Annotated in this window: 25 protein-coding genes and 1 riboswitch; of the genes, 19 read left to right on the top strand and 6 right to left on the bottom strand. The window is 48.9% G+C overall.

What is annotated here, in order from left to right:
• Positions 1–55: 55 nt before the first annotated feature.
• Together ACXHJ1_RS02625 and ACXHJ1_RS02620 are read right to left on the bottom strand one after the other, a co-directional pair.
• A complete protein-coding gene (locus tag ACXHJ1_RS02625; protein ID WP_457905554.1) occupies positions 56–1,216 on the bottom strand; it encodes a type II asparaginase in 1,161 nt (386 codons plus the stop codon).
• A 362-nt stretch (positions 1,217–1,578) separates the two neighbouring features.
• A complete protein-coding gene (locus ACXHJ1_RS02620; RefSeq protein WP_457905553.1) occupies positions 1,579–1,707 on the bottom strand; it encodes a DUF4023 family protein in 129 nt (42 codons plus the stop codon).
• 194 nt (positions 1,708–1,901) lie between these two features.
• On the opposite strand from ACXHJ1_RS02620, the gene ACXHJ1_RS02615 reads away from it, so the two are divergent.
• The 5 genes from ACXHJ1_RS02615 to purB all read left to right on the top strand — a co-directional run bounded on the left by ACXHJ1_RS02615 (position 1,902) and on the right by purB (position 6,306).
• A complete protein-coding gene (locus ACXHJ1_RS02615) occupies positions 1,902–2,165 on the top strand; it encodes a DUF1294 domain-containing protein (protein WP_013369464.1) in 264 nt (87 codons plus the stop codon).
• A 148-nt stretch (positions 2,166–2,313) separates the two neighbouring features.
• Positions 2,314–2,748, top strand: a complete 435-nt coding sequence (locus tag ACXHJ1_RS02610) for a universal stress protein (protein ID WP_013369465.1) — start codon at positions 2,314–2,316, stop codon at positions 2,746–2,748.
• A gap of 349 nt (positions 2,749–3,097) precedes the next feature.
• Positions 3,098–3,199: riboswitch (purine riboswitch) on the top strand.
• Between the two features lie 148 nt (positions 3,200–3,347).
• Positions 3,348–3,833: a 5-(carboxyamino)imidazole ribonucleotide mutase gene (gene purE, locus ACXHJ1_RS02605; protein WP_013369467.1), complete on the top strand. Its 486-nt coding sequence runs from the start codon at positions 3,348–3,350 to the stop codon at positions 3,831–3,833.
• The gene (gene purK, locus ACXHJ1_RS02600; RefSeq protein WP_025364047.1) at positions 3,830–5,005 is read left to right on the top strand and encodes a 5-(carboxyamino)imidazole ribonucleotide synthase; all 1,176 of its coding nucleotides are present in this window, start codon (positions 3,830–3,832) and stop codon (positions 5,003–5,005) included. The genes purE and purK overlap by 4 nt, the downstream gene beginning before the upstream one ends.
• Positions 5,006–5,007: 2 nt before the next feature.
• The gene (gene purB, locus ACXHJ1_RS02595) at positions 5,008–6,306 is read left to right on the top strand and encodes an adenylosuccinate lyase (protein ID WP_457905552.1); all 1,299 of its coding nucleotides are present in this window, start codon (positions 5,008–5,010) and stop codon (positions 6,304–6,306) included.
• 259 nt (positions 6,307–6,565) lie between these two features.
• On the opposite strand, the gene ACXHJ1_RS02590 is transcribed toward purB, so the two are convergent.
• Positions 6,566–6,715 carry a hypothetical protein gene (locus ACXHJ1_RS02590; protein WP_257126682.1) on the bottom strand — a complete coding sequence of 50 codons (150 nt, stop codon included), beginning with the start codon at positions 6,713–6,715 and terminating at the stop codon, positions 6,566–6,568.
• 167 nt (positions 6,716–6,882) lie between these two features.
• Between ACXHJ1_RS02590 and ACXHJ1_RS02585 the strand changes: the two genes are divergently transcribed.
• From ACXHJ1_RS02585 to ACXHJ1_RS02520, 14 genes are all read left to right on the top strand, one after another.
• Positions 6,883–7,764 (top strand): phosphoribosylaminoimidazolesuccinocarboxamide synthase, encoded by an 882-nt coding sequence (locus tag ACXHJ1_RS02585; RefSeq protein ID WP_019686168.1) that lies wholly within the window; start codon positions 6,883–6,885, stop codon positions 7,762–7,764.
• 58 nt (positions 7,765–7,822) lie between these two features.
• Positions 7,823–8,068 (top strand): phosphoribosylformylglycinamidine synthase subunit PurS, encoded by a 246-nt coding sequence (purS, locus tag ACXHJ1_RS02580; protein WP_013308797.1) that lies wholly within the window; start codon positions 7,823–7,825, stop codon positions 8,066–8,068.
• 4 nt (positions 8,069–8,072) lie between these two features.
• Positions 8,073–8,762 (top strand): phosphoribosylformylglycinamidine synthase subunit PurQ, encoded by a 690-nt coding sequence (gene purQ / locus ACXHJ1_RS02575; protein WP_016819768.1) that lies wholly within the window; start codon positions 8,073–8,075, stop codon positions 8,760–8,762.
• A complete protein-coding gene (purL, locus tag ACXHJ1_RS02570) occupies positions 8,740–10,983 on the top strand; it encodes a phosphoribosylformylglycinamidine synthase subunit PurL (protein WP_457905551.1) in 2,244 nt (747 codons plus the stop codon). Before purQ ends, purL begins: the two co-directional genes overlap by 23 nt.
• On the top strand, positions 10,968–12,449 hold the full coding sequence (purF, locus tag ACXHJ1_RS02565) for an amidophosphoribosyltransferase (RefSeq protein WP_017426172.1): 1,482 nt from the start codon (positions 10,968–10,970) through the stop codon (positions 12,447–12,449). Before purL ends, purF begins: the two co-directional genes overlap by 16 nt.
• A 715-nt stretch (positions 12,450–13,164) precedes the next feature.
• Positions 13,165–14,205, top strand: a complete 1,041-nt coding sequence (gene purM, locus ACXHJ1_RS02560) for a phosphoribosylformylglycinamidine cyclo-ligase (protein ID WP_290403584.1) — start codon at positions 13,165–13,167, stop codon at positions 14,203–14,205.
• The gene (gene purN / locus ACXHJ1_RS02555) at positions 14,205–14,819 is read left to right on the top strand and encodes a phosphoribosylglycinamide formyltransferase (RefSeq protein ID WP_457905550.1); all 615 of its coding nucleotides are present in this window, start codon (positions 14,205–14,207) and stop codon (positions 14,817–14,819) included. Before purM ends, purN begins: the two co-directional genes overlap by 1 nt.
• 130 nt (positions 14,820–14,949) lie before the next feature.
• Complete coding sequence (gene purH, locus ACXHJ1_RS02550; protein WP_016819773.1) at positions 14,950–16,494, top strand: bifunctional phosphoribosylaminoimidazolecarboxamide formyltransferase/IMP cyclohydrolase; 1,545 nt, start codon at positions 14,950–14,952, stop codon at positions 16,492–16,494.
• A 63-nt stretch (positions 16,495–16,557) separates the two neighbouring features.
• On the top strand, positions 16,558–17,823 hold the full coding sequence (gene purD / locus ACXHJ1_RS02545; protein ID WP_457905549.1) for a phosphoribosylamine--glycine ligase: 1,266 nt from the start codon (positions 16,558–16,560) through the stop codon (positions 17,821–17,823).
• 124 nt (positions 17,824–17,947) lie between these two features.
• Entirely contained in the window at positions 17,948–18,625 is a 678-nt protein-coding gene (locus ACXHJ1_RS02540; RefSeq protein WP_016819775.1) for a TetR/AcrR family transcriptional regulator, read from the top strand.
• Positions 18,626–18,724: 99 nt separating this feature from the next.
• Positions 18,725–19,582 (top strand): transporter substrate-binding domain-containing protein, encoded by an 858-nt coding sequence (locus ACXHJ1_RS02535; RefSeq protein WP_016819778.1) that lies wholly within the window; start codon positions 18,725–18,727, stop codon positions 19,580–19,582.
• An 85-nt stretch (positions 19,583–19,667) separates the two neighbouring features.
• Entirely contained in the window at positions 19,668–20,315 is a 648-nt protein-coding gene (locus ACXHJ1_RS02530) for an amino acid ABC transporter permease (RefSeq protein WP_016819779.1), read from the top strand.
• Positions 20,316–20,329: 14 nt separating this feature from the next.
• Positions 20,330–21,079: an amino acid ABC transporter ATP-binding protein gene (locus tag ACXHJ1_RS02525; protein WP_017426178.1), complete on the top strand. Its 750-nt coding sequence runs from the start codon at positions 20,330–20,332 to the stop codon at positions 21,077–21,079.
• A gap of 49 nt (positions 21,080–21,128) precedes the next feature.
• The gene (locus ACXHJ1_RS02520; protein WP_013369486.1) at positions 21,129–21,554 is read left to right on the top strand and encodes an OsmC family protein; all 426 of its coding nucleotides are present in this window, start codon (positions 21,129–21,131) and stop codon (positions 21,552–21,554) included.
• Positions 21,555–21,727: 173 nt separating this feature from the next.
• Here ACXHJ1_RS02520 and ACXHJ1_RS02515 read toward each other — a convergent pair whose 3' ends face one another.
• The 3 genes from ACXHJ1_RS02515 to ACXHJ1_RS02505 are packed head-to-tail and all read right to left on the bottom strand — an operon-like array spanning position 21,728 to position 24,683.
• Positions 21,728–22,705 carry a FecCD family ABC transporter permease gene (locus tag ACXHJ1_RS02515; protein ID WP_457905548.1) on the bottom strand — a complete coding sequence of 326 codons (978 nt, stop codon included), beginning with the start codon at positions 22,703–22,705 and terminating at the stop codon, positions 21,728–21,730.
• Positions 22,702–23,706: a FecCD family ABC transporter permease gene (locus tag ACXHJ1_RS02510; RefSeq protein WP_090888522.1), complete on the bottom strand. Its 1,005-nt coding sequence runs from the start codon at positions 23,704–23,706 to the stop codon at positions 22,702–22,704. The genes ACXHJ1_RS02515 and ACXHJ1_RS02510 overlap by 4 nt, the downstream gene beginning before the upstream one ends.
• On the bottom strand, positions 23,703–24,683 hold the full coding sequence (locus ACXHJ1_RS02505) for an ABC transporter substrate-binding protein (protein WP_016819783.1): 981 nt from the start codon (positions 24,681–24,683) through the stop codon (positions 23,703–23,705). Before ACXHJ1_RS02505 ends, ACXHJ1_RS02510 begins: the two co-directional genes overlap by 4 nt.
• Between the last annotated feature and the right edge of the window lie 21 nt (positions 24,684–24,704).

The following is a 24,704-nucleotide window of genomic DNA, read 5'->3' as shown; positions in this document are numbered from 1 at the left end:
CTGCTTCTTTTTTATAATAATGAAGTTATATTTATTTGATTTGGAATAACTGCCCTTAGTATTCATTAAAGAAAGATTGAATTTGATTAACATCATGCGTCTGGGTCAAAGCGAGCATGAGTAAAATCCGTGCTTTTTGCGGATTGAGCGAATCGGTGGACACAAAGTTCGATGCTGCGTCTTTTGTCGATGGGGACACAACTCCACTTCCTACGCGGCTGGAGCGGGCAATAATAACTCCCTTTTTGCCTGCGGCCTCTGCGCCTTCTGAGGAGGTCTTGGATAAGGAACCATTACCGGAACCAGCGACCACTATGCCCTTGGCGCCAGCTGCTACGGCAGCATCATACAGGTAGTGACCGTTGTTTTGATACTCGTATAGAATATCTACTTGCGGCAGCTGGGTGAGATTAGAGACGTCGAATACAGAAGAAGTCGTATGCTTATGAGTGGATTTGTTGTAGTAGTATACTTGATCGCCCACTACAGCTCCAAGGTAGCCCTGCTCCACAGACTTGAACGTATCGACTGCAGTTGTGTTCGTTTTTGTGATGTATCTTGCTGCGCCGATGCGATCGTTCAGCAATACGAGTACACCTTGGCCTTTGGAGGCCGAAGCTCCGGCAACTTTTACAGCATTATAAAGGTTGAATGGACCATCGGCACTGATGGCAGTAGCTGGGCGCATAGAGCCAACAACAACTACAGGCTTATCGCTCTTAACGACAAGGTTAAGGAAGTATGCCGTTTCTTCCAATGTATCTGTACCATGGGTAATGACAATACCGTCTACATCGTCTCTGGCAAGCAGTTCGTTGGTGCGTTTGGCAAGTTTTAAGAGAATTTCATTATTAACATCGGGGCTACCCACGTTAACCACTTGCTCACCACTGACATTTGCAATACTTTTCATCTCAGGAACAGCATTGATTAAGGTTTCAACACCTAATGCGCCTGCTTTGTAGCCAGTTGTATCCGTGTTGACGGAGGATGACCCTGCAATGGTCCCTCCTGTGGCTAGTATTTTAATATTCGGTAAATGATTAGTTTGTGGATTTTCAGATTTGTCTGAAGTTGTAGTGTTAGAAGTAGATACCGTTGTGCTGGTTGTAGCTGCTGCCGCAGCGTTAGCAGTAAATCCACCACTCCATAAGGTGCTTCCGAGAATAAAGCTGGCCAACAGGGGAATCATTGTCATTTTTTTCATGTTAGTCATATAAAGCTCCTCTCCAATCTAAAAACTCAAAGTATTGATGATAGATTAACTGACAAATATTTTGTCGAATTACGTTAATATCACGCATTATAGAGTGAAAAATCGCTTTTAGTCAATATATATGTTAGAAAATATAACTTTAAAACTCGTTTTTATATATGTAATCGCTTTAAATACAGCTAAATGGAAATAATTATAAAAGAAAACAACAAGCAGAAAACTCATAAGGAGTCTGCTTGTTGTTTTTGATAAAAGGTGAACAACTGAGTGTACCTTTAATTTTCCATTTAATGAGAGTGACAAGGTGGAGTTGATGTTTTACGGTATTTACATGGTTCTACAGTTGAATACAGATTCCATGATCAGGGGTTTTTGCTATGCTGTTTTGTTGGCAAGCTAGCGCTGGGAGTTCCTTTTCCTTGTTTACGGTTACGTTCTGCCTTTTTTGCATTTTCTCGTAGCTTTTCAACGTATTCATGGGTGTTTTCCATCGTAGTTCCTCCTTTAAGACAAAATAAATGCACTCGGGAATTGCCCTCATACACCGTTACTATTTCCGCAAAAACGTTTTCCCAGTCAGAGAAGGCGTTGTTTCTATAAAAGGGGTGAGGTTATAATGAAGAAGAGAGCCCTATATAAGTCCTAATACCTGAAACTGGTACGGTGTGCAAAAGGAGGAGAGACATTGCAGACAGGCTTGTTGGTATGGCTACTGTTCATTAATGCAGTAGGCTATCTGGTAATGTCGGAAGATAAAAAGAGAGCACGTAAACACCGTGATCGTGTACCTGAACGGACGTTGTTTTTGCTGGCCCTGATCGGGGGCGCATTGGGTGTACTCATTGCGATGTACCGCAAACGCCATAAAACACGGCATATGACCTTCAGATTAGGTATTCCTGCGTTGCTATTCATTAACGCATTGCTCTATGGGTATTTTTTACGCTAAGGCTGGGAGTTTAGCTTCTCATAGGGAAGTTTAATGATGATTGAGAAGGCTATTCTCAGCCATTACATGATGTATGAAGTGAACAACCAGAGGAATACATAATTTCAGGCTTTGATTTAACAAACTGAATTCGGAAGAGGTGCGTATTATGCTATTTTCAAAAGTATTGCTTGCTTATGACGGTTCGGATGCTTCCAACAAAGCTTTATTGAAGGCGGCTGAATTGGTGAAGGCATCACCCTCCTCGAAGCTTGAGGTAGTGACAGCATTCGATTTCCCGCGGATTTTTATGGGCGAAGGTTTGGCTCCAATTCCAGCTTCGGTGAATAAAGAGTATTATGATTTGGCTGAGCAAACTACGGATGAAGTTAAAAAGCGGCTTGCTGAGCAAGGTGTAGACGCCAAGGTAGAGCTGATTCAAGGCTCGCCGGCCGAAGTGATTTTGGATTATGCCAATGAGAATGGCTTCGATGTGATTGTGATTGGCAGTCGCGGATTGGGTGGTATTCGTGAATTTGTATTAGGTAGCGTAAGTCACAATGTGGTGCAGCATGCACGTATCCCCGTGCTGGTCGTAAAATAACGAAGTAAAAAAGCAAAAGTCGGATCACTGCCTGTACAGGAAGTGCCGGCTTTTTATTTTTGTTGGAAAGATGTATTGCTGGCCGTTACCAGTGTAGGTAGAGTGATAGCTAAATGTAATACAATAGTCCTGAGGTATGCATATAAAGGGCTTGGTTTTTGTTAAACACGAACATTAAATTGTATCATTATGACAATGTTCGTTTTCAAGTTGACACAGGGTGTAGGGAATTGTTAAACTATGAAGTGTATTGTCGATAAAAAATGAACTTTAGGTACAATTTAATTAGGTACACATGTTGGAGCCGAAATCCATCACGATTATGCTGGGAAAGTATATCGTTGGGTATGGAGTAAGCACAATCCTGACTCGTATAATGCCGGGGATATGGCCCGGAAGTTTCTACCTGGAAACCTTAAATTTCCGGACTACGGGAGACATACGGCTGAAGCCGCATTGGATGCGGTGGAACAGGCTTGCTTTTGGCATGCCTTTAAGAGGCTCTGTCGTTTGTTTTTTCGTAGTCCGGTGTCTTGAAAATAACGTTATTTTCGAGTGCCGGATTTTTGGCGCTTATTGATAAACAGGGAGTGAAGGACATGTCAGTGCAGGTCGCTGTCATTATGGGCAGCACATCAGACTGGGACACCATGCAACATGCATGTGCTGTGCTGGACGAGCTTGAAATCGGATATGAGAAAAAAGTAGTATCAGCCCATCGTACACCGGATTTAATGTTTCGTTTTGCAGAAGAGGCCGCCGGGCGCGGACTAAAGGTCATTATTGCTGGTGCGGGTGGGGCTGCACATCTGCCGGGAATGGTGGCTGCGAAGACCTCCTTGCCAGTGATTGGTGTGCCTGTCCAGTCGAAGGCTCTGAATGGTCTGGACTCCCTGCTCTCCATTGTGCAGATGCCGGGTGGTATTCCAGTTGCCACTGTGGCAATCGGTAAGGCAGGCTCTACCAACGCAGGGTTGCTGGCTGCACAAATATTAGGTGCTTTTGACGAAAAGATAAGTCAGCGGGTTGTGGCAAGACGCGACCGTATCCGTGACGAGGTACTGGAAGGCAGTGACTCGCTATGAATGAAGCATGTAAATCCGCAGGCCGTATCCGCCCTCCTGGCACAGTGATTGGAATTTTGGGAGGCGGACAATTAGGCAGAATGCTTGTACTGGCAGGAACAAACCTAGGCTATCGCTTTGTGACACTAGACCCTGCATCGGATAGCCCGTGTGGACAGGTGTCAGAACAAATCCGTGCTGCCTATGATGATGAGCACGCGGCCAGAGAACTGGCTGAACGGTGTGACGTGATCACGTATGAGTTTGAAAATGTGGATGCGGGTGTAGCCGCGCTTTTGGAACAGGAATCCAGTGTACCGCAGGGCAGCAGTCTTTTGTACACGACACAGCATCGTCTGCGTGAAAAACGTTCTATTGAAGCAGCTGGTGTTCCTGTTGCTCCATATCGTGAAATTAGCAGTCCTGCCGATATGGTTCAATCGGTAGCCGAACTGGGTGTGCCGTGTGTGCTCAAAACAGCAGTCGGAGGTTATGATGGCAAGGGCCAAGTGGTCATTCGCCAATCGGAGGAAGCCACGAATGCCTACGAGCAACTGGCTGGAAGCGGTGCGGAACTGGTGTTGGAACAGTTCATCCGTTTTCGCTGCGAAATCTCGGTGATTGTAGCTCGCAGCACGAACGGTGAAGCCAAAGCCTTTCCACCTGCGGAAAACATCCACGTGAACAACATTTTGCACACGTCGATTGTACCCGCACGCGTACCTGAAGCTGTCCAGGAGGAAGCACGCAAATTGGCGCTGGCTGTGGCGGAGTCATTGGATGCGGTGGGACTGCTAGCTGTGGAGATGTTTGTCACCGAAGACGGACAATTATACGTTAATGAGTTGGCACCACGACCCCATAACTCCGGCCATTACACGATGGAGGGGTGCGCCACCTCGCAATTTGAGCAACATATACGTGCGATTTGTGGTTTGCCACTGGGCAACACGAAGCTGCTGACTCCGGTGGTGATGGTCAATGTACTAGGTGAGCATTTGGAGGACGTAATTCGAAGATTCGGACAATCAGATGCTGAAGCTGAAGGATTGAGTGTTGTACCAAAGCTGCATTTGTATGGAAAAAGTGAAGCCAAGCCAGGCCGAAAGATGGGACATATTAATCTGTTGTGCCAGGATACGGAACAAGCGCTGGAATGGATTGATCAAACCAATATTTGGGGGAATAAATAGTCATGATCGAACGCTATAGCAGACCGGAAATGAGAGCGATTTGGACGGAAGAAAATAAATTTAAAGCTTGGCTGGAAGTAGAACTGTGTGCCTGTGAAGCATGGGCTGAGTTAGGGGTTATCCCAAAAGAAGATACCGTGGCTCTGCGTAAAAATGCAAGCTTTGATATTGAACGGATCTATGAAATTGAGCAGGAGACAAGACATGATGTCATTGCTTTTACCCGCACGGTATCCGAAAGTCTTGGCGACGAGCGCAAATGGGTACATTATGGCCTAACCTCTACAGACGTGGTTGATACGGCTCTGGGCTATCTGTTAAAGCAGGCGAATGAAATTCTGGAACGAGATATTCTGAATTTTATTGAAATTTTGAAGGAAAAAGCATTGGCTTACAAGCACACACCGATGATGGGACGTACACATGGAGTGCATGCTGAGCCGACCACATTTGGACTGAAAATGGCCTTGTGGTACGAGGAAATGAAGCGCAATCTGGAACGTTTCCGCTATGCTGCTGACCAAGTACAATACGGTAAAATGTCCGGTGCAGTCGGAACATACGCCAACATCGACCCGGCTGTGGAAGAATTCGTTTGCCGCAAGCTCGGCACCAAGCCTGCTCCGATTTCTACACAAACGCTCCAGCGCGATCGTCATGCTGAATATATGGCCACGTTGGCGTTGATCGCCACATCGTTGGATAAGTTTGCTACAGAAGTCCGTGCATTGCAAAAGAGTGAATTCCGTGAGGTAGAAGAAGCTTTTGCCAAGGGTCAAAAGGGATCCTCCGCGATGCCGCATAAACGCAATCCGATCGGAAGTGAAAACATCTCCGGTCTGGCACGTGTGATTCGTGGGCATATGGTATCGGCGTATGAGAACGTAACGTTGTGGCATGAACGCGACATTTCGCATTCTTCTGTAGAACGTATCATTCTGCCAGATGCAACGATGCTGTTGAACTACATGCTGAACCGTTTTGGCAATATCGTGAAAAATCTGACGGTCTTCCCTGAAAATATGAAGCGCAATATGGCGCGTACGTATGGTGTACCATTCTCCGGCCGCATTATGACGAAGCTGATCGACAAGGGCTTTAGCCGTGAAAAAGCTTACGATACCGTGCAGCCGCGTGCGATGCAGGCATGGGAAGAGCAACGCCAGTTCCGCGAAATTGTCGAGGCGACTCCGGAAATTACTGCCGTGCTCGGTCCGGATGAAATCGAGGATGCGTTCAACCCGGCTTGGCATTTGAAGAACGTGGATACGATCTTTAAAAAGCTGGGATTAGGGGAGTAGAGGGAAGGTTGGCGCTTACAGAGGCCGCTGCGCGAACGGATCATTCTTCCGATTGCTGTTGCCCCTGGATTCCTGGAAAATCTGCAAAGGTTGGAATCCAGGGGCAAAGGCAAGCGCTAACGCTTCTCCAGAACGATTCCGTCCGCTCCGCTGCTTCCAGCACCAACCTTCGTGTAGGAGCAGAACTAGGGAAGATGCGGCACATAAGATGCCGCACCTTCCCAAGAGCGATGGAAAAGCGTGTTCCTCTGCTTTTCTATCACAGACCACGTGCTCGTGGGGGCTGCCGAATTTGCGCAGCAAACAGCCCGCAGTCCTCACGAGCACGCACAGGCTCAAGAAGCGAAGCCTTGAGCCAGCCGTTCGCACCAACGTAAAAGCGTTGCTGGATGAGGGCTTGTGCGAACAAGTCTTCATCCAGCGAAACGCGCTCACTTCACCATAGCTACAAAATACACGCCCTCACCTTGCCCATTAGCCAACCCTTGCGGGAGTCCCGAGGGCAGCAGCCCTGGGGGTCCTCCCTGAGGGGAGGATTTAGGAGGGGCCATACTCTTTTGAAAGAGGTGTAATGAAATGTCATTGTCTACCGCCGAAGGTCTGATTCATGCGCCGCTTTTGTACAAAGGCAAAGTGCGTGAGTTGTATGATCTCGGAGAACATTTTCTGATTGTCGTGACGGATCGGATTTCAGCTTTTGATTATGTGTTGGAGCCGCCTGTACCGGAAAAGGGGAATGTTCTGAACAAGCTCAGTACTTTCTGGTTCGAGCAGACGAAAGACCTGCTGGAAAACCATGTCGTGCATACCGATGTAAACAAGCTCGGACATGTCATCGACGAACAGAATAAAGAGCTGCTAAAGGATCGGATCATGGTCACGCTGAAGGCTGAACGCATCGACATCGAGTGTGTGGTGCGCGGATATATTACCGGAGGCGGCTGGCGTCAATATGAACAGACCGGTGAGGTAAACGGTATTCCATTGCCTAAGGGGCTACGTAAGAATGAACGCTTTCCCAAGCCTTTATTTACACCGGCTGCCAAAAACGACGTCGGTCACGACGAGGACATTTCCCTTCATCAAATGAAGGAACTGGTCGGGGCCCAGCTAACCGGTGAACTTGAGGAAAAAAGCTTGGCATTGTACGAATTTGCGCGTGCTTTCTGCGAAAAGCGAGGAATCATTTTAGCGGATTGCAAGTTTGAGTTTGGACTTGTTGATGGCAAGGTGATTTTGATTGATGAAATTTTCACCCCGGATTCATCCCGTTTCTGGGCACAGGAGAAGTATGAGCTGGATGTGGAGATTGACAGCATGGACAAGGAGCCGGTACGAAGCTATTTGGCATCCTCCGGTTGGGACAAGAATAGCAAGCCCGATCCGTTGCCTGCTGAGGTCGTAGAAGAAACAACTGCAAGATATACGGATATTTGGCGGCGTCTGACGGCACAGTAAATAGTAATCATAATTCAACCAATAGGATTCACTCATTCGGAGGAGGAACTGAAGGAACATGATGAAAGCAACAGTCTATGTCACGATAAAGCAAAGCGTTTTGGACCCGCAGGGGGTCGCGGTGCAAGGCGCACTGCATTCTATGGGTTTCGGAGAAGTGGACAGCGTCAGAATTGGTAAGTATATGGAACTGAATCTGGATACAACAGACCGCGAGAGTGCAGAGAAACGCATCATCGAGATGTGTGAAAAGCTGTTGGCCAACACGGTCATTGAAGACTACCGCTACGAACTGGAGGGCTGATTCCATGAAATTTGCAGTTCTGGTTTTTCCGGGCTCCAACTGTGATATTGACTGCTATAAGGCGATAGAGGACACGGTCGGTGAACCTGTCGATTATGTTTGGCATACGGCAACGGATCTGTCACCTTACGATTGTATTCTTGTTCCGGGAGGCTTCTCCTACGGGGATTATCTGCGGTGTGGTGCGATTTCCAGGTTTGCTCCGGTGATGAAGGAAGTAGCCAAAGCGGCTGCCGAGGGCAAATATATTTTGGGGATTTGCAACGGTTTTCAAATTTTGACCGAAGCCGGGCTATTGCCAGGAGCTTTGCGCCGTAATCTGTCGATGAAATTCCTTTGCCGTGATACGGTGTTGCAGGTTGCGAATAACCAAACGCCTTTTACAAGAGATTATGCTGCTGGTGAAGAGATCATTATTCCGATCGCACATGGTGAAGGCAACTATTACTGTGATGATGAGACGCTGGCTCGTTTGCAGGCGAACAATCAGATCGTATTTACGTATAAAGATAATCCCAATGGTTCCATGACGGATATTGCAGGGATTTGTAATGAACAAGGTAACGTGCTGGGCATGATGCCCCACCCGGAACGCGCGGTGGACGCATTGCTTGGAACGGATGACGGCAAACGTATGTTTACATCTATTTTGAATGCTTGGAGGGATCGTCATGGCGCAGCAAGTGTCCGCTAAGGAACCGACGGCAGAGCAGGTTGCCGAACATAAACTGTATCAGCAGATGGGTGTGTCGGACAGTGAATATGCGCTGATCTGCGAATTCATGGGGCGTCAGCCGAATTATACGGAGATTGGCGTGTTCAGTGTTATGTGGTCAGAGCATTGTGCTTACAAAAACTCCAAGCCGTTGCTGAGACGTTTCCCGACGAGCGGTCCGCGAGTTCTGATGGGACCCGGTGAAGGAGCAGGGATTGTAGATATTGGAGACAACCAAGCGGTTGTATTTAAAATCGAAAGTCATAACCATCCATCCGCTGTAGAACCTTTTCAAGGGGCAGCGACTGGGGTAGGCGGCATCATCCGTGATATTTTCTCCATGGGCGCAAGACCTGTAGCTGTGTTGAACTCTTTGCGTTTTGGCAAGCTGGAGAGCGACCGCGTGAAATATTTGTTTGAGCATGTGGTATCGGGTATTGCGGGCTACGGGAACTGTATCGGTATTCCGACCGTGGGTGGAGAGGTTGTATTTGACGAAAGCTACGAAGGCAATCCGCTCGTCAATGCAATGTGTGTTGGATTGATTGACCATGATAAAATCCAGCGCGGTGTGGCAAAAGGGGTCGGCAACCCGGTGTTTTATGTGGGGCCTCCGACAGGTCGTGACGGGATTCACGGAGCGACCTTCGCATCCGTTGAGCTGACAGAGGAATCCGAAGCGAATCGGACTGCGGTTCAAGTGGGCGATCCATTCATGGAAAAGCTGGTTATGGAATCATGTCTGGAACTGATCGACAGCGGTATTGTACTGGGTATTCAGGATATGGGCGCAGCGGGACTTACCTGCTCCAGTGCTGAAATGGCAAGCAAGGCGGGCAACGGTCTTGAGCTGTACCTGGATCAGGTACCGCAGCGTGAAGAGGGCATGACACCTTATGAAATGATGCTGTCTGAATCACAGGAGCGTATGTTGTTCGTTGTTGAGCCTAAGGATGAAGCACAGGCGCTTGAAATTTTCGAGCGTTGGGGCGTCATTTGTGCCAAGGTCGGTAAAGTGACGGATGACGGTCGTTTGCGTTTGTTCCATCACGGTGAAGTGGTGGGTGATATGCCAGTGACGGCGCTGGTTGACGAGTGTCCGATCTATGACAAGCCTTCCGAAGTCCCTGCTTATTATGAGCAAAATGCTGCGATTGACACACTTCGGTATGCAGAAGTAACGGACTTGAACGGCGCGCTAAAAAAGGTGCTATCTTCACCAAGTGTAGCTAGCAAGAAATGGGTATACGAGCAATATGATTACATGGTTCGTACCAGTACGGCCGTTCGTCCGGGTTCGGATGCAGCTGTAGTGACCGTACGTGGCACCCGCAAGGGACTTGCTATGACTACAGATTGTAACGGACGTTATGTATATCTGGACCCTGAGGTAGGGGGACGGATTGCAGTCAGCGAAGCAGCTCGAAACATTGTATGCTCTGGTGGAGAGCCTTTGGCGATTACGGACAATCTGAACTTTGGTAACCCTGAAAAACCGGATATTTTCTGGCAAATGGAAAAAGCCGTAGACGGTATGGCAGAAGCTTGCCGTGTACTGGATACACCTGTTATCGGGGGCAACGTTAGCTTGTACAACGAAAATGCCAAAGGTTCGATCTATCCGACGCCTGTAGTCGGTATGGTCGGTCTGGTACATGATACAGATCATATTACAACACAAGGTTTCAAAGCCGAAGGCGATGTCATTTTCCTAGTGGGAGAGACGAAGGCTGAGCTAGGAGGCAGTGAGTTCCAGGCTATCGTGCACGGTGTATCCGAAGGACGTCCGCCTGAGCTCGATTTGAATGTAGAGAAAAAACTGCTGACTGCGGTACTAGGAGCGATTCAGGCCGGATTGGTACAATCCGCACATGATCTGGCAGAGGGCGGTTTGGCTGTAGCGCTTGCCGAATCTGGCATTAGCGGCGGATTGGGAGCACAGGTTAACGTAGAAACGTCTTTGCGCCCTGACCATGCTTTATTCAGCGAAAGTCAATCCCGCATTTTGTTATCTGCATCACCGGATAAAGCGTCTGCGCTAGAAGCACATCTGCGTGGACTGGAAGTACCAGTTACCGTATTGGGAAAAGTTGAAGGATCACAATTGACAGTTGAGGTAAACGGACAACCCGCTTTGCACGAGGCAGTCGCCAGTTTGAAGCAAATCTGGGAGGATGTCATTCCATGTCTGATGAAATAACAGCACGGACGTTGTGGACTGGAGATTATTATAATGAAGGCTCGGGTAAAGAGGGGCTGTTTGATAAATTAAAAGAGGAATGCGGCGTATTCGGGGTGTACAGACACTCCGATGCCGCTTCCCTAGCCTATTACGGCTTGCACGCGCTTCAGCATCGTGGTGAAGAAAGTGCAGGGATCTGTGTGAGCAGTGGAGACGAATTCCATTATCATCGTGGAATGGGACTTGTCAAAGAAGTATTTAATAAAGACTTAATGGCTTCGTTGACAGGCGATATCGCCATAGGACATGTGCGCTATTCGACAAGTGGAGACAGTAAGCTGACGAATGCACAGCCTTTGGTGTTCAAGTATCGTGATGGTGATTTGGCGGTAGCGACGAACGGAAATATCGTAAATGCTTTGCAAATTCGGCATGAACTGGAGCAGGGTGGGTCTATTTTTCAAACAACCAGCGATACCGAAGTAGTAGCACATTTGATCGCTCGGTCGTCCAAGGATTTAGTGGAGGCTGCCAAGGATGCATTAAAGCGTATTGTCGGTGGGTTTGCTTTCCTTATTATGACCAATGACAAGCTGCTTGTGGCTTCTGATCCCAACGGCTTGCGTCCATTGACGATGGGCAGATTGGGCGATGCTTATTTGTTTGCATCCGAGTCTTGTGCCTTGGAAACCATTGGTGCAGAACTGTTGCGCGATATCGAGCCAGGTGAACTGCTAGTTCTGGATAAAAACGGACTGCACGAAGACCGTTATACGGAAGATAAGCAGCGTAAAGCGCTGTGTGCGATGGAGTATATTTATTTTGCTCGTCCTGACAGTGACTTGAATGGTTCTAATCTTCATGCAGCACGCAAACGAATGGGCAGCCAGATGGCGCTAGAGGCTTTTGTCGATGCAGATTTGGTTACCGGTGTACCGGATTCCAGCATATCGGCTGCAATTGGTTATGCAGAACAAACAGGTATTCCCTATGAGCTGGGCATGATTAAAAATAAATACACTGGACGTACCTTTATTCAACCGAGTCAGGAGCTGCGCGAGCAGGGTGTGAAAATGAAGCTGAGCGCCGTACGCCGTGTTGTTGAAGGTAAACGGGTCATTATGATCGACGACTCTATCGTTCGGGGCACCACATCTCGTCGAATCGTAAATATGCTGCGGGATGCGGGCGCGTTGGAAGTACATGTACGAATTACCTCACCGCCTTTCAAAAACCCGTGCTTCTACGGTATCGACACGCCGGACCGTCGGGAACTGATCGCTTCGTCCAAAACCGTGGAGGAAATTCGGCAAGAGATTAACGCCGATTCGCTCTATTTTATGAGCGCCGAGGGATTGATTGCCGCGGTAGGCGGACATAACGAACAGGATTACAAGGGCGGTTTGTGCCTGGCTTGTTTCGATAATGATTATCCGACACAGGTAGATTTTAAAGGCGAAGAAAAGTTCGGGTGTAGTTGTTAATATAGGGAACAAAAGAGGTACAGAGGTGCATGGAGGCATGGGATGGCGGTTCTGAGGGGACCACTCAGCGTGTGTAAGGTTCTTACGATCGCTGTTGCCGCTGGATTCTTGGAGTGGAATAACCCCTTACAGGGTTAGAATCCAGCAGCAAAGGCGAACGCTTTCGCTTCTCCAGAATCCTTCCACCCGCTGCGTTCCTCAGGTGTGCAGCATTTTGCAGCAGTGCCTGTACCTCTTCTGTTCCCACCGGGAAGAGGATAGGTAAGGCCGTTAAAAACTCATGGCATAACTATTTCATGCCATGAGTTTTTAACAGGCGGCTTGTAAAGCCGCCTGTTAGCCAGCGAAGCGAGGCTCAGGCAGCAGGCAGGGCGGAAGCTGCCTGCCTCAAGGGCCAAAGAAGTAAGCCGCCCGTTGGCGCTGCTCACTTCTTTGGCCGGGCACGTTCCCGCCTTTGCGAAGCAAACAGTCCGGGACGTGCCCTGCCGCCGTCACTACCAAAGGCGGCCACGCATCAAAGCGTGTCCTTGTGAATTACGGGAAGACCCGCAACTCACAATGGAAAACACGCGACGCTCAGCACGAACCACCACCAAGCAGCACCCAATCCTACGCATCTGACCGACTCTTGAGGGGTCCAGGGGGAGCAGCCCCATGGAATCCTCCCTGCTAGGGAGGACTTAGGAGGGTCAATCATTTGAAGGAGTGTTCATGAATGTCCGAAGCATACAAAAACGCAGGGGTAGATATCGCTGCTGGTAATGAAGCAGTAGAACGGATGAAAAAGCACGTAAAACGTACCTTCCGTCCGGAAGTGCTCACGGACTTGGGCGGATTCGGTGCGTTGTTCGGCCTGAATAAAGATAAGTATGAAGAGCCTGTACTCGTTTCCGGTACCGATGGTGTCGGCACGAAGCTGAAGCTTGCCTTTGCAATGGATCGTCATGACACCATTGGCATTGATGCAGTTGCGATGTGCGTAAACGATATTGTCGTCGGAGGTGCAGAACCTCTCTTTTTTCTAGATTACCTTGCTTGTGACAAGGTTGTGCCCGAGAAGATTGAAGCTATAGTCGCTGGAATCGCAGAGGGCTGCCACCAGTCGGGGTGTGCGTTGGTCGGCGGTGAAACCGCAGAAATGCCGGGGATGTACAGTAAGGGCGAATATGATATTGCTGGCTTCACGGTAGGGATTGTAGATAAAAGCAAAATCATTAACGGTAGTTCTATTGCTCCTGGAGATACCGTAATCGGGCTGGCTTCCAGTGGTGTTCACAGTAATGGCTTTTCACTGGTTCGCAAGCTGTTATTGGAACAGCAAGGCTATGATTTGCATGATGAAATTGAAGGCTTGAACGGTAAGCTGGGTGATGTACTGCTGGAGCCTACGAAAATTTATGTGAAATCTGTGCTGGCATTGCTGGACAAGGTAAAAGTAAAAGGCATGGCGCATATCACGGGTGGCGGTTTTATTGAAAATATCCCTAGAGTGTTACCGGATCACGTCAATGTGGATATACAATACGGCACTTGGCCGATTCTACCGATCTTCCAGCTCATGCAGGAAAAGGGCGAAATCTCTAACAAAGACATGTTCACTACCTTCAATATGGGGATTGGAATGGTGATCGTTGTTGAGGCAGAGCACGCACAGACCGCATTGGAAGTTCTAAAGGAACAGGGTGAAGCTGCGTATGTGATCGGAAAAGTAACGGAAGGCAGCTCGATCGTGACCTTTACGGGAGCCGAGGTATAATGGGCAATTACCGGATTGCTGTTTTTGCATCAGGCGAAGGGACGAACTTTCAGGCATTGGTGGATGCGGCCGCACGGGGTGAACTGGGCGGCGCCTCGGTAGAACTACTTATCTGTGACAAGCCTGCGGCTCCGGCTGTAGCTAGAGCACAGAAAGCTGGAATTGCCTGTCATACTTTTCGCCCTAAGGAATATCCTGCCCGAGAAGACTATGAGCGTGAATTGGTGGCTTTGCTGGAGCAGAAATCGATTGACCTCATCGTGTTAGCAGGCTATATGCGTTTGCTATCCAGTGTCATGGTTGATGCCTACGCTGGGAAAATCATCAATATTCATCCGTCGCTGCTTCCGGCATTTCCAGGCAAAGATGCTGTTGGACAGGCATTGGCCTATGGAGTCAAGGTAAGTGGAGTCACCGTCCATTTTGTGGACGGGGGGATGGATACTGGTGCGATTATTGCCCAACGTGTCGTAGAAGTTCACGATCATGATACAGCGGAATCCTTATCCGCAGCCATTCAATCCGTGGAACGTCAGCTATATCCAGAGGTAGTTGGTAGACTGGCTCAAGGCAAAATCCAATTGAATGGCCTCAAGGTGAGCTCACTTCTTTAAAGATAACTGTAATTTGTCATATCATTGTCATAACAAGGATACTGTACAGGCATTTTCCGATATTTCTCGGGAAATAAATTGATAGAAGAGAAATTTGCAAAATTCTGAAAGAGCTAAAGGAGGAGACAGGGTGAGTATTAAAAGAGCGCTCGTCAGCGTATCAGATAAACGGGGAATCGTGGAGTTTTGTCGCGAGTTGTCCAAATTGGGTGTGGAGATCGTTTCGACAGGGGGAACGAGCAGCTTGCTGTCGAAGGAGGGCATTCCTGTCATCGGTATTTCAGAGGTAACGGGATTTCCAGAAATTATGGATGGACGTGTTAAAACACTCCACCCTGCGGTACACAGCGGTTTGCTGGCTGTTCGGGATAATGAAGAGCATCAGCGCCAGATGAAGGAGCTTGGATTGGATTATATCGATCTGGTCGTTGTGAACCTGTATCCTTTTGCGGAAACGATCGCCAAACCCGGTGTAACTTATGAAGACGCGATTGAAAATATCGATATCGGCGGTCCAACGATGCTCCGTTCTGCGGCAAAAAACCATGCTTTTGTCAGTGTAGTGGTCGATGCGGATGACTATAGCACTGTACTGGAGGAAATACGTAAGGATGGTGACACGGAGCTAAATACTCGTAAGCGTTTGGCTGCAAAAGTATTCCGTCATACGGCGTCATACGACGCTTTGATTTCCGATTACTTGTCGAATGTGACAGGTGATCCTCTGCCTGAGCGTTACACTGTAACCTATGAAAAAATTCAGGATTTGCGTTATGGCGAAAATCCCCATCAACAGGCGGCATTTTATCGTGAGCCTTTGGCGGCCAAGGGTACACTAACAACAGCGAAGCAACTTCACGGTAAAGAGTTGTCTTACAATAATATCAATGATGCGAATGCAGCTCTGCAAATCGTCAAAGAATTCAGCGAGCCGACAGTAGTTGCAGTTAAGCATATGAATCCTTGCGGTGTGGGAATTGGCGGCAGTATTTATGAAGCGTACAGCAAAGCTTACGCAGCTGATCCAACCTCGATTTTTGGCGGCATTGTCGCGGCTAACCGGATTATTGACGGCGATACAGCAAATAAGCTGAGTGAAATCTTTTTGGAAATTGTATTGGCACCGGGCTTCACGAAAGAAGCATTGGAGATTTTAACGAAAAAGAAAAATATCCGTTTGCTTGATCTGGGTGAGCTTTCCCCATCTGAGGCGAAGAGCCGTTTCGTCGTGACTTCCATTGAAGGCGGCATGGTTGTTCAGCAAAATGACGTTCATGCTGTGGACCCGGATGCACTTACGGTTGTAACAGAGCGTACGCCATCCGAGGAGGAACTGAAACAACTTTTGTTTAGCTGGAAAGTGGTTAAACATGTGAAATCCAACGCTATCGTACTGGCGGCAGATAATATGACCATTGGCGTAGGCGCAGGACAAATGAACCGTGTCGGAGCAGCCAAGATTGCGATCGAGCAGGCCGGTGACAAAGCAAAAGGTGCCGTATTGGCATCGGATGCATTTTTCCCGATGGGCGATACGCTGGAGTTGGCAGCTAAAGCAGGCATTACAGCAGTCATTCAGCCGGGCGGTTCCATTAAAGATGAGGAATCTATCAAGGTTGCTAACGAATATGGCATTGCTATGGTCTTTACAGGCGTACGTCATTTCAAGCACTAAGTTGTGTGAGTTGTGGATGCAGCACACCTGAACGATCATAATGGGGCGGGAGGAATCACCTGAATGGATATTTTGGTTATCGGAGGGGGCGGCCGCGAACATGCAATTGTGTGGGCGCTGAAGAAAAGCCCCAAGGCCGGACAAATCTATTGTGCGCCAGGTAATGCTGGCATCGGACAATTAGCGGAGTGTGTGCCGATTCCGGTGAGTGACTTTGACGCACTGACAGAACTGGCGGAATCCAAAAAAGTCGGACTTGTCGTGGTAGGTCCCGATGATCCGTTGGCAGACGGCATTGTGGATGCCTTTGAAGCGAAGGGCATTCCAGTATTCGGACCGCGTAAAAATGCGGCGGAAATTGAAGGCAGTAAAATCTTCATGAAGGATTTGCTACACAAATATCAAATTCCGACAGCAACTTACCGCAAGTTTTATACCTATGAGGAGGCACATGCCTACTTGAAGGAACAGCCTATTCCGGTGGTCATTAAGGCCGACGGATTGGCAGCAGGCAAAGGCGTGACAGTTGCTTACTCGATGGAGGAAGCGGAAAAGGCGCTGTCCGATATTATGGTAGCGAAGGTTTTTGGAGAAGCGGGTGCACAGGTCGTGATTGAGGAGTTCCTTGCTGGACAGGAAATGTCGATTCTCTCCTTTGTGGATGGTGAAACGGTTCGTCCAATGGCAGCGGCCCAAGATCACAAACCGGTTTTTGATGGTGACAAAGGACCGAACACAGGTGGCATGGGAACGTATTCTCCGTTGCCTCACATAGCCAATTCCATTATTGAGGAAGCCATTGAGACGATTATTAAGCCGACGGCCAAGGCTATGGTTGCTGAAGGACGCCCGTTCCGTGGTGTTTTATTTGCTGGACTGATGATTTCGCCGGACGGCAAGCCGAAGACCATTGAGTTTAATGCACGTTTTGGTGATCCAGAAACACAAGTTGTATTGCCTCGTCTAAAATCCGACCTGCTCGATATTTTTCTCGCTGCTGTGAACGGCACACTGGATCAGGTGGAGATCGAGTGGAAGGATGAAGCTGCGGTCTGTGTGGTGCTGGCATCCGGGGGTTATCCTGCAGCCTACGCCAAAGGGATACCTATCCAAGGATTGGATCAGGCAGATGAAGCCATCGTATTCCATGCCGGCACAGATATCAACGAACAGGGTGAGTGGGTAACGAACGGCGGACGCGTATTAGGTGTGGTTGGTTTGGGACGTGACATTGCCGAGGCACGGGACAAAGCTTACGAACAGGCGGCTCGTATTACCTTTGAAGGCAAGCACAACCGTACAGATATTGCGGCAAAAGCGTTGCTATAACAGCAATATATAGGATAAGAGGACCTCTGCGGAGGTTCTCTTTTTTCGTTTGACAAAAGTATACTTATCCTATAGGATTAAAAATACAAAACTGACTGACTGATCAATCGGGAGGAGAAAACCCATGCAGCCACGCAAGGCGAAGCAATCCAAAACCCTTTCGAATGACTCACCTGTTGATCACGGGGGAGAAGAAACAGACCGCAGGACTCAGCTTCTTCACATTGCGTTAAAGCGGTTTGCTGAGCAGGGTTACCACCAAACGAAGATTTCAGATATTGTGGTGGAGGCAGGAGTAGCTCAAGGCACATTTTATTGGCATTTTAAAAGTAAAGAGGCTCTGGCGCTGGAGATTATCGCTACAGGCCGTGAACAGCTTTTGTCAGCGATCGGGCAGGGGTATCGCCGTGATGCAGGAACGCTGGCTGATATGGTCAAGGCATCGGAAGCGCTGTTTGTCCGGCTATTTCATTTTGCATTGGAGAACCGTTATCTGATGGGTTTGCTGCTGATCGGCAGTGGTGTCGATGAACCCGTGCGGCAGAGTATCCGTGAGACCAGGACTGCAATGGAGCTTGCATTCCGGCGCAATATGGAGAGAGCGATCGAGCTGAACATGTTGCCTGCCGAATTAGATGTCGAATTAAGGGCTGCACTACTCATGAGCATGATCGAAGGGATCATTATACGCTGGTTATTCGGTTCAGAGGGAACACATGACCACATCAAGCAGGTATCCGCTACAAGATTGGCAGAAGAGGCTGCTAATTTTGAATTTTACGGACTATTAGGTCAAAGCTAGACGGTCAACATCGCATGAATGAGTAGTGGGCAACAAATAATATAGCCAAATTACACATACAAACTTAAACATTTACATCTAGACAGGAGAGAACGATACATGAAAAAACGTAAAAAAGGATTCTTGGTGACCACACTCATGGCTCTGGCATTGTTCAGCCTTGTGCTGAGCGCTTGCGGTACCAAACAGGAAGCTTCCAATGCCGGAACTGGAACGGGCAGCAATAATGAAGCAGCCGCCAATCAGCTCGAAGCCATCAAGAAGGCCGGTGTAATGAAGGTAGGCATGATGGGCACTTACCCACCGTACAATTTCTTGAACGACAACAAGGAGTTGGACGGGTTTGATGTGGATATTGCCAAAGAGTTGGCGAAACGGATTGGAGTAAAAGCGGAATTCACGGCCCAAGAATTTTCGGGATTGATTCCAAGTCTGCAAAAGAAAAAATTCGATGCAGTGGTTAGCCAGGTTGCGATTACAGAGGATCGCAAGAAGGCCATTGACTTCACAGATCCGTATATCACCAATAATGTGAATATTATCGTGAATAGCAAAACAAATGACATTACGAAGTTGGAAGACTTTAAAGGCAAAACCATTGGTGTCGGCTTGGGGACAAATGATGAATCTTATCTGCGCAACGAAGTGCTGCCAAAGGTAGGCGATTTTGAGATCAAAACATATGATGATGTCATTACTTCATTGAAGGATCTAAACTCTGGTCGTATTGATGCAACAATTAACAATCTATATGCTCTCAAACCCATTATCGACAAAAACGGGTTCCAAATTAAAGCCGTAGGCGAGCCGATTAAATCAGACCTAGCAGCTGTAGCCATTAACCAGAAAACTCCTGAGCTCAAGGAAGCCTTGAACAAGGCTCTGAAGGAAATGAAGGAAGACGGCACTTACAAAACAATTTTCAAAAAATGGTTTGGCGAGGAGCCAAAAGAATAACGTAAGCCTGTTACAGGCGTCTGGCTCCAGTCTTGGCTTTTATGCTGACATGGGGCCACTCGTCTGAAAGAAGGGAATATAATCGATGCTAGAATTAATGTGGGAGAACGTCCCTTTTTTATTGAAGGGCGCTTATTATACGCTGTATATAACGATTGTTTCTATGCTGTTTGGTTTAATTATTGGTTTGATTGTTGCTGTAGCGCGCTTGAAGGGGAATCGACCTGTTCGGTGGCTGGCTCGTATGTATGTATCGATCATCCGGGGAACGCCGGTTTTGGTGCAGATTGCGGTCATTTATTATGGTCTGGATGATTACGGAATATCTTTCGGATCGTTAACGGCTGCTTGTCTCGCGCTTAGTATTAATACAGGGGCGTACTTATCGGAGACGTTCCGTGGAGCTATTTTAGCCGTACCACAGGGACAGACCGAGGCTGCTTATGCGACGGGAATGTCGCCTGGTCAAACGATGTGGCGTATCATTCTTCCACAGGCGTTGCGCATTGCAATTGCACCGATGGGGAATACGTTCGTGGGTATGCTTAAAGAAACGTCGCTTGTGTCGGTTATCGGGGTTAGTGAATTGATGCGACAGGCACAGCTTTTACAGGCGCAGTATTTGCGCTACATGCCGTTTCTGCTCGAAATTGCCCTGATGTACTGGATTATGAGCATTGGATTCTCCGCTATACTGGAGCGGGTGGAAAAGCGTCTGGCTCGAGCTTATTAAGGTGGAGATGATAGATGATGATAACAACAAACGGATTAGGTAAACGATTCGGACAGGTTGAGGTTCTGAAAAGCATTGATTTTCAGGTTGCCGCTCGTGAAATCGTCGTATTGCTCGGTCCCAGCGGTTCAGGTAAAAGTACCCTGCTGCGTTGCCTGAACGGACTGGAAGAGTTGTCTTCTGGCAAGTTTGAGGTGAACGGGATTGAGGTTGATGCTATGGCTCCTGTTCGTGCCCGCCAAGCAGCCATTCGTGATATTCGCAAGCAGACGGGGATGGTGTTCCAGCAATTCAATCTGTATCCGCACAAAACAGCTATCGGCAATGTCATTGAAGGACTGCTGACAGTTAAGAAAATGCCGCGCGACAAGGCTATGTCTATCGGACAACAGCTGCTGAAGCGGGTGGGGTTACTGGATAAGCAGGATGTACATCCATCTCGTCTGTCCGGTGGACAGCAGCAACGGGTAGCTATTGCACGTGCACTGGCGATGGACCCGGCGATCATGCTGTTCGATGAGCCGACATCGGCGCTTGATCCCGAACTCGTGGGTGAGGTGCTGGGGGTTATGCGGGAGTTGGCTCAAGACGGAATGACGATGGTCGTCGTGACGCATGAGATGAAATTTGCCCGCGAGGTGGCAGACAAGGTTGTATTTATGGCGGACGGTATCATTGTGGAAGAAGCTGCACCACAGGCGTTTTTTGATGCTCCCCAGCATGAGAGGACACAAAAGTTTTTGCGTCAAATTAGCGAGTTTTAAGTTAGAGGATGAATCATAGATTATTAAGATGGAAAGAAGGCAATTGATTATGAAAGTATCTACTACTTGGCACGGCAAACGCGCATTTACATCGGAAGGACCATCCGGTTATTCCGTAGGGATGGATGCTACGGCGGCTTATGGCGGCGATGGTAAAGGGATGACACCGATGGAACTGCTGCTTGCAGGTCTGGCGGGATGTATCGGTATTGATATTACGATGATTTTGGATCGTTTTTTGTCAGACATTCAGCGAATTGATATTGATGCAGAAGGTACGCGCAAGGAGCAAATGCCAACAGGATTTACAGCGATTGATCTGACGTTTCACGTAGATGGAGATATTCCAGATTACCGCGTATGGAAAGCGATTCAGATGGGGAAGGAAAAATATTGTGCAGTATCCGATTCCTTAAAAGCGGAAATTCGGATGCACCTCATTTTGAATGGAACAGAAGTACCCTATCCAGCGTAAGCGTTAAGGGTGAAGAGAGCCAGCTTGTGTCATATATAGGCTGACTCTCTTTTTTTATGTTGTCTGACAATATGACGCATAATGAAATCTTGTGTGTGGAATGCATATCGAAGTTACTGTACGATGAATCGTTTAGAAAAGAAACCAATCAGCGGATCGGTGTACAGGTTTCCTTATCCGCTGCTTTTTTGTTTGCGTTCCCGCAGCAAGAGATACAGGAAATAGGGCGCGCCAATTACGGCTGTCACGATGCCGGCGGGGATTTCGAGCGGCGGCTTCAGTCCCCGTCCGAGCGCATCGGCAAGGACGAGGATCAGGGCACCGATCATGGCTGCGCCGGGCAATAGATAGCGGTGGCGATTACCAAACAATCGCCGTGCCAGATGTGGTGCTAGCAGCCCTATAAAGCCGATGGAGCCGATGGCAGCGACACAGGCAGCAGCTAAGGCCACAGATACGGCCAGCAGTCCTGTGCGCATACGCTTCACGCTAAGTCCCAAACCAGCGGAGCTTTCCTCATCCAGACTCATAATATCCAGCTTGCGTTGTAGCGTATAGGCGAGCGGCAGCAATACAATTAACCATGGCAAAAGCCCATATACTTCATCCCAGCCTTTGCCCCACAAGCTTCCAGCTAGCCAAGTCAGCGTATCGCTGGCTTCGAGTGGATATTTGACCAGAATATAATCGGTCGCAGCCTGGAAGATAGCACCTACCGCCAGCCCGGTTAAGGCTAGCATATTAGGACGCATGCCTCCCCTCATCGAAAGCTGTACGAGCAGTAGTGCAGCTAACCCGGCACCGACAAAGGCAGCGACAGGCAGCAGCGCCACTGGGGATGAGGGGAGCAGCACGATGACGAGAACCGCAGCAAAGCCGGCTCCCTTGGATACACCCACCACATCCGGTGAAGCCAGGGGGTTGCGAATCATGCCTTGCAGTAGTACGCCGGCTACAGCAAGACCAGCACCGGCCATGATGGCCAGCAGGTCACGAGGCAATCGATAATGGTGAACGATGAACCAGGAAGAGGCATTTCGGTTAGTCAGCGCCGTGATCAGCTCAGCGGGCGTAATGTAGGTGCTGCCCACGCCGATAGCTATAAAGGAAACACCCAGCATGAGCACGAGTAAAATCCACAGCTTTTTCATCGTGAAGCCCTCCCGTTCTTGTGCGCCAGATATAAAAAGAAGGGCGCACCCACCAGCGCGGTTACAATACCAACGGGCGATTCATAAGGAAAGGCAATAAATCGTCCAAGCACGTCCGCATATGTCAGCAGCAGAGCTCCGCAGATTGCAGACAGGGGGATGACCCGTTTGTAATTGTCGCCTGTAAATACCTTAATGATATTCGGCACCATCAGACCCACAAAGCCGATGGCCCCGGCTACCGCTACAGCAGAGCCTGCCAGCATAATAACTGAAACCGAGGCCAGCAAGCGGACAAGACGTACGTTTTGCCCCAGTCCCTGTGCGACCTCTGTACCGAGGCTAAGCACAGATAGCGAAGGGGCTAGCGCTAATGCAAGGATCAAACCGACGGCGAACCACGGCAGCACCAGACGCGTGTCGGCCCAAGTAGACCCGTCGATGGCGCCAGCGAGCCAATACAGTACATCGGATATTTGCTCGTTGAACACGAGCAGTCCCTGAGTGACTGAGGCCAGCAGCAGATGTACAGCCATCCCGGCAAGGGCCAGCTTGACTGGCGTCATGCCCGCTGTCCCGGCCAACGCATATACGAAGGAACCGCCTGCGATCGCTCCGGCAAAAGCAAAATAAATGCTGCCGGATGACCCGATATTGGGCAGCAGCACGACCGACAGGACGACAGCCAGCGAAGCGCCAGAGCTGACCCCAAATACCTGTGGCGAAGCCAGCGGGTTGCGTGTGATGGCCTGCATCAGCGCTCCGGCCACGGCAAGCCCGGCGCCGACGATCAGACCAATGACGGCACGTGGCAGGCGTATCGTCAAGATAATGAGCTGATCCTTGGACGGATGCTCGGTGAATAGTGCAGTCAGCATGGTGGGGATGTCCATCCTGACTGGGCCAATCGCCACGCTCAGCAATAGTCCAGCCAGCAGCGCGAATAGAAGTGCAAAGAAGACCGGCTTATTTAGCCGGTCGCGTAAGGCTTGTCCGATCAACGGGAGCCGTCTCCTTTAGTTTGCGCGGGATACAGAAGCGAAATCGCTTGCTCCAGTATTTTCTCGGCAGAGCCGAGTCCACGGTACCGGGTCCACAGTGCCCGGTTTACTTCGTAAACTTCCCCTTTTTTCACGGCCGTAATGTTTTGCCATAACGGATTTTGCTTCCATTCTGCAAGCAGCTTCTCATCGGCTTCCACTAAGAAGATCACGTCCGGATCAGCTTGTGCAATCTGCTCCAGTGTCAGCTTGACTGTAGGCTCGCTTGTATTTTGAAGGGCATTGTGGATGCCTGCTTGCTCCAGCAGTTGTCCATCAAAAGATGAAGCGCCGTGAGCCGATAGTGAATCAGAACGAAATACCCCAAGCAATACGCTACGTGACTCACCAGCTTGGATGCCTTCTTTCAACTTTGCCATTGTGGCTTTATGTGCTGCGAGAATTTGCTCACCCTTTTCCTTCTCACCCAACGCGTCGGCGATAACGCCGAAGGATGCCAGGTTTTGCTCATAAGAGGAATTGCGGCTCTTTAGAACAATGGTAGGAGCAATCTCACTTAGTTCTTTGTAAATGCTCTTATGACGGTTCAGATCAGCAATAATCAAATCGGGCTTCAAAGAGCTGATCGTTTCCAGGTTCGGCTGTTTGCGTGTGCCGACAGGTGTAAAGTCGATTCTTTTGCCAAGCAGCCCATCGATATCATCATCATTTTCCTGAGCTATGCCGACAGGCATCACGCCCAGTTGGGTAGCAGCATCGACAAAAGAGAATTCCAACGTCACGATTCTTTTGGGTTTGCCTGTAACTTTGGTTTCTCCCATCTCATGTTTGATCGTTCGAGTGTCGCCTGTGGTTTGAGGTGCTGCTGCGTTATTATTTTGTGATTGGCCTCCACATCCCGCCATAACGGCTGTCAGTAGTACCAGAATCGCTGCAAGCAGCACGCCTGTGCGTAGTGGCTGTTTCGGTGTTGCCATATGTTGTCCCCCGTTCCAAAT

The sequence above is a fragment of the Paenibacillus sp. ALE2 genome (genome assembly GCF_054113385.1).
This window is presented reverse-complemented; position numbering and strand designations above follow the sequence as displayed.

Bases quoted from the DNA above. Each gene is read 5' to 3' on its own strand.
- ACXHJ1_RS02525 (WP_017426178.1), top strand. From the start codon at position 20,330: ATGATGATAACAACAAACGGATTAGGTAAACGATTCGGACAGGTTGAG.
- purE (WP_013369467.1), top strand. From the start codon at position 3,348: ATGTCAGTGCAGGTCGCTGTCATTATGGGCAGCACATCAGACTGGGAC.
- ACXHJ1_RS02625 (WP_457905554.1), bottom strand. From the start codon at position 1,216: ATGACTAACATGAAAAAAATGACAATGATTCCCCTGTTGGCCAGCTTT.
- purD (WP_457905549.1), top strand. From the start codon at position 16,558: ATGGATATTTTGGTTATCGGAGGGGGCGGCCGCGAACATGCAATTGTG.
- purM (WP_290403584.1), top strand. From the start codon at position 13,165: ATGTCCGAAGCATACAAAAACGCAGGGGTAGATATCGCTGCTGGTAAT.
- ACXHJ1_RS02585 (WP_019686168.1), top strand. From the start codon at position 6,883: ATGTCATTGTCTACCGCCGAAGGTCTGATTCATGCGCCGCTTTTGTAC.
- ACXHJ1_RS02620 (WP_457905553.1), bottom strand. From the start codon at position 1,707: ATGGAAAACACCCATGAATACGTTGAAAAGCTACGAGAAAATGCAAAA.
- ACXHJ1_RS02530 (WP_016819779.1), top strand. From the start codon at position 19,668: ATGCTAGAATTAATGTGGGAGAACGTCCCTTTTTTATTGAAGGGCGCT.
- purK (WP_025364047.1), top strand. From the start codon at position 3,830: ATGAATGAAGCATGTAAATCCGCAGGCCGTATCCGCCCTCCTGGCACA.
- ACXHJ1_RS02505 (WP_016819783.1), bottom strand. From the start codon at position 24,683: ATGGCAACACCGAAACAGCCACTACGCACAGGCGTGCTGCTTGCAGCG.
- purB (WP_457905552.1), top strand. From the start codon at position 5,008: ATGATCGAACGCTATAGCAGACCGGAAATGAGAGCGATTTGGACGGAA.
- purN (WP_457905550.1), top strand. From the start codon at position 14,205: ATGGGCAATTACCGGATTGCTGTTTTTGCATCAGGCGAAGGGACGAAC.
- ACXHJ1_RS02535 (WP_016819778.1), top strand. From the start codon at position 18,725: ATGAAAAAACGTAAAAAAGGATTCTTGGTGACCACACTCATGGCTCTG.
- purF (WP_017426172.1), top strand. From the start codon at position 10,968: ATGTCTGATGAAATAACAGCACGGACGTTGTGGACTGGAGATTATTAT.
- purQ (WP_016819768.1), top strand. From the start codon at position 8,073: ATGAAATTTGCAGTTCTGGTTTTTCCGGGCTCCAACTGTGATATTGAC.
- ACXHJ1_RS02540 (WP_016819775.1), top strand. From the start codon at position 17,948: ATGCAGCCACGCAAGGCGAAGCAATCCAAAACCCTTTCGAATGACTCA.
- ACXHJ1_RS02610 (WP_013369465.1), top strand. From the start codon at position 2,314: ATGCTATTTTCAAAAGTATTGCTTGCTTATGACGGTTCGGATGCTTCC.
- purL (WP_457905551.1), top strand. From the start codon at position 8,740: ATGGCGCAGCAAGTGTCCGCTAAGGAACCGACGGCAGAGCAGGTTGCC.
- ACXHJ1_RS02515 (WP_457905548.1), bottom strand. From the start codon at position 22,705: ATGAAAAAGCTGTGGATTTTACTCGTGCTCATGCTGGGTGTTTCCTTT.
- purS (WP_013308797.1), top strand. From the start codon at position 7,823: ATGATGAAAGCAACAGTCTATGTCACGATAAAGCAAAGCGTTTTGGAC.
- ACXHJ1_RS02520 (WP_013369486.1), top strand. From the start codon at position 21,129: ATGAAAGTATCTACTACTTGGCACGGCAAACGCGCATTTACATCGGAA.